This is a genomic window from Roseofilum sp. Guam (assembly GCF_017746735.1).
In the GTDB taxonomy this organism is placed as follows: domain Bacteria; phylum Cyanobacteriota; class Cyanobacteriia; order Cyanobacteriales; family Desertifilaceae; genus Roseofilum; species Roseofilum reptotaenium.
The window spans coordinates 1-4,288 of record NZ_JAGHZN010000123.1 but is presented as its reverse complement, the minus strand read 5'-3'; the positions used below and the strand labels follow the sequence as shown (position 1 = coordinate 4,288).

Here is a 4,288-nt window from a genome sequence, read left to right as displayed (position 1 = left end):
AATTGGAGGGTTAACCGATTTTTACGGGTGGAGTGAACTCACTGCTATATCACAACTTATTCAACGGACTTGATATCACAGGTAATAAAATTAGATTCAATAAGTCATACTCTCTGGGTGAATTAAAGGGGACTAAGAATGGGAAGACGCGATACTTTCCTGTTAACCAACGGATAAAAGATTGTCTTGATGAACAATCAAAAAAGCCACAGTGGTTATGGGATGACGCAGATGTTTATGTTGTCTTCCCTTCTCATAAAGGGGGATATATAGCAGAGAAAGGGAGCGTTAGGACATTTTCTATTGCGATTCGTGCCTGTTGTCTATTGCCTTAAACCATCACCTAACTGTCCTAACCAACTCCTTTTCTGCTATATTAACGTTCACAATTTCACCACAAAAGTATTTAATCGGATAGTCAATGGATTATTTAATGATGGGATAATCAGGCAAAAACTCCCTACTTATAACTTGAGGAATACATCAGCCTCCCTTTATTTAAGGAATGGAGTAGATAGGGCTACCATTGCAAAGTTATTTGAAACGTCTGGGGAGATGCTGGATAATCATTATTTTTCTCCCGATGATGATATTGAGTTGCCCCCTATTTAGGAGTGAATATTTCCATCCACCCCTAATCAGTAGAGGAAGTCTCATGGGTGGAAGTTTACCCTAAAATTTACCCTAAATCTCACTACTGGGGAGTAGGACACTGTTAGTCCGATTAACGTCAAAAATAGATTAAAATCTATGATGTACAATGAAATCATAAGAAAAATAAATGTTATGTCCTTATAATCAGATTATTGCTACTGTACAATAGTAACGTAACCATTAAAAGAGTTTGCCGGAAATGGAAAACACTCACATTTAAATAGGAGGAAATATCACTATAGTCAATACGGTCTATTCGCGGAAAAACCCCATTAATTAACAATATTTTATAGGGTCTAATTTATCGATATTTTAGTCCACCACCTCCCACCCTATAACGCCTTACATATTGGCGATAAATTTTAGGGTAAATGTATCAGTAAGCTCTGGTGATTCAGAGTGAACGTTTACCTTGAATCTCTAATGAGAATATCGCCGTTTTTTTCGATGAAATTAACTTATAAATAGGAGGGTGTAGGCAAGAAAAAACAAATTAGTTAATCGCTTAAAAACAAACCAATCCATTCTAAGTGGAAGTCTACTAACAAAACCAAAGCCATTAGAGTGCCAGAAAATTTGGCAGAAGATATCCTAGATTACGCAAGAATGCTTGATTCAGGAGAGGCTTATACCGAACAACCTACTGAATCTCTAGAGCTGTCTAAGGTGAAAGAAGTCCTGAATGAAGCCCTAGCTTTAAAGGCTAATGCTGGCAACAAAATTAAGGATAAGATTCGTGAAGCGCTGGAGGTGATAGAGTTACTTTAAATTACTGAAAGGTGGTGTAGAATTGTAAATGTAGGCTACTGCAAAAAAAAGAGACCGGAGGGTAGCCCCTGCCGGTCATCAAAAAACAAATTCGTATATAGTATGTCAAATAATAATGCTTTTAAGGGTGGTCTCGCAACGCCCTCGATTTCTGATTCCCCCATTGTAGCAGATTCTCAGGCGACTAATGAGAAATGGCTAGCGCAGCAATTGTTGGAATCCGGTATCACCAATCCAGTTCTGGTAAAGCAGTTCAAACCCCATAAAGCAGGGTTTACCGTAACGGGAGTAGATATCGCCGGGAAACCCAACGGCAACTCTTGGCAATTGCGGCTAAGGGAAGAAGGTAAGGATGGGGCAAAGTATAAGACGAGAGGAAGGAAGGCAGGAGAGGATTGCTGCTATGATGCACTCCTCTTCCGTGGGAAGTTAACCGATTTCCCGAAAGTAGCAGAGAGGGCTAAAGAGCATGTCTCTCTGGATACGAATAAGGGAGACCTCTGGCAGTGGATATATTGCTTCCCCCATCTCCCGATCGCCATTACCGAGGGTGCAAAGAAAGCGGCGTGTGGAATTGAGAATGGGTATATCACTCTCTCCATCCCCGGTTGCACTATGGGACATAAGCCAGGGTCAAACGAACTGGTAGACACTCTAGGAGCCGTCTGTGAGGAAGGTAGACCGGTTACCCTGCTTCCAGATTACGACTTCAGGTCAAACCCTGCTGTTTACCGTGCGTGGTTGAAATTAGCCAAGACAATAGAGACGGCTGGCTGTAAGGTAACGATTGGGTGCTGGGAATTAACTGACGTTCCAAACCACGAAAAACTAACAACTGAGAATATCAAAGGAATGGATGATTTTATCGTCAACGGCGGTAACTTTGACGAAGTTATTAAAGCCGCTATGACTATCGCCCAATGGGAAAAACAGTTTGCAGAGCCAGAGCCAAAGGAAGAGGGGGCATCCTCTAAGAAGGACAAACCTAAAAAGAACGGGGGCGATGACCCGACACCGGTAGAATTTGCTCGTCAATTAGCAGAGGAAAATCGTAACCGGTGGCGTTTTCACAATGAGCAAAAGACGTGAGGAAAAAATCGGTGATGCCATCCACTTTGCAGCCGAATCGTGGATTAGCTCCGATAACTGGGTGGTTTCGTGCCAGAAGTCATTAACCCGCAATCTTAGGCAGTGGGATTGGAATCCTCAAACCCTTGAGTCTACAGCCTTCTCCAACGGTGTAGTGAACCTCAACGATATGACCATCAAGCCCCATGACCCAGGGAATTACAACACCAGTGTTATCGACCGGGATTGGTGGCAACCAGAGGGGGAATCAATCACAGACCCATTGGAGGCGCTGAAAACCTATTGCCCCAACATCTATGAGGCTTGGAATTACGCCATGGTAGGGGATGAGAGGAAAATCTTAAAACTTATGGCAGTATGTAACGGTCAGGAAAAATCGAAGAATCAGGTTTAACGGAGAATTTCTCTCCTGATACTCCCAGTTTCAAGGGGCATGACGGTCAAAATGATGGTCATGACGGTCATATGATGATGGATATGACGGTCAAATCGACCATATATCAAGAATATGACGGTCATGACGGTCAAACCCCTACATGTTCGCACGCGCAAGAAAATGAGGAAAATCTGCCCTTCTCTGTTGGCGATAAAGTTTGGATTGGGGAACGTCCAGGTATCATCACTAATCCCCCAGATAAACACGGGGATTGGGAGTGTGAATTCGAGTCTGTTGATGGGCGATGGAAAACTTCCCGTTTTGAGTTAGGGATGCTAAGGACTAGAAAATCTGGCGACTATTCTGTGGGTGATAAAGTTTGGGCTATTACCCCATCAGGGGAAAGATTAGAGGCAATCATTACCCACTCCCAAGATGAGAAAGGAAGGTGGGGACTCAAGGTGAAGATTGGTAGGGATGAGGATTGGAATGGGACTTACACTTACTTCCCTCATGATTTAGAGCCTAGATAGCTGTTTAACGAGGCGATAGGGTCGTGAGGTAAATATCAAGTCCACTATCGCCTTTCTCTCGGTGCGGTGTATTAAGGTATTTCTGAGGAGATATATCAGAACCCTAGTAGGAGTATGATAGGACAGGTTAGAACTCCCCTATCTTTCGTTGCTTCTAGCGAACCGTTTTTTTAGCTTGATTGCTGGCTATCTATCTATTTGCTGGTTATGTGCAATGAATCTTCCGTTCGCAGATTGATAATATGTACCTCTTCTGCTGCACAGTAGTAATTTGCAATAGTGCATCGATTTAGGCTTATGCGATACTCGTTAAACATTCATCCTGTCTATATGTATTTCACTTGTACTACTGCACAGTAGTAAAATAAGTTCTGTCTATGTATTTAATTCTCTGCATAGATAAAATACTGGGATACAAGTGTGCAATAGCGTTATGAGACTATTATCCATGCCAAATAATGCCGTCATGTAACATGCTTTGTATCACTTGTCTCCTGAAACCCTTGCCCTGTAAGGATTCCTTTCAAAAGGATACCCCCAGTACGATTGGTCATTTAGAGGGGTAACCCGCCTTGTAGGTCAAATATCAGCCGCTATGGGCATGGGTGAAGTAGTACGACGGATATTTTCGGAAGCCTACTGTACAATAGAGTTATGTTGATCGTTCCTATCGGAAATGGTGAAGAATTCTTATACGTTTACCCCTTGCGTTAAGTAGTCTTTTGCCCTTAATATCTTTTCCTATCAGCGAGGGAAATTTAACGCCTTGAGAGGGTGCAGCAAACACCACTCCCAAGACTTCTCCCAATCGTGGTTCTCTCACAATCAGGAGCATCTAATATGGTACAAGTTCTCGTGCCAATTTCCG

At 42.6% G+C, this 4,288-nt stretch carries 4 protein-coding genes; all 4 read left to right on the top strand.

Translation table 11 applies throughout. The features are described from left to right. Positions 1-1,260 precede the first annotated feature (1,260 nt). The 4 genes from J7529_RS24520 to J7529_RS24505 all read left to right on the top strand — a co-directional run bounded on the left by J7529_RS24520 (position 1,261) and on the right by J7529_RS24505 (position 3,420). Positions 1,261-1,422 carry a hypothetical protein gene (locus J7529_RS24520; RefSeq protein ID WP_318731165.1) on the top strand — a complete coding sequence of 54 codons (162 nt, stop codon included), beginning with the start codon at positions 1,261-1,263 and terminating at the stop codon, positions 1,420-1,422. 102 nt (positions 1,423-1,524) lie between these two features. Continuing rightward, positions 1,525-2,511, top strand: coding sequence for a DUF3854 domain-containing protein (locus tag J7529_RS24515; protein WP_318731164.1), 987 nt, complete (start codon positions 1,525-1,527; stop codon positions 2,509-2,511). Then, entirely contained in the window at positions 2,495-2,905 is a 411-nt protein-coding gene (locus J7529_RS24510; RefSeq protein ID WP_318731163.1) for a hypothetical protein, read from the top strand. The genes J7529_RS24515 and J7529_RS24510 overlap by 17 nt, the downstream gene beginning before the upstream one ends. 83 nt (positions 2,906-2,988) lie before the next feature. Further along, complete coding sequence (locus J7529_RS24505) at positions 2,989-3,420, top strand: hypothetical protein (protein ID WP_318731162.1); 432 nt, start codon at positions 2,989-2,991, stop codon at positions 3,418-3,420. Positions 3,421-4,288 lie beyond the last annotated feature (868 nt).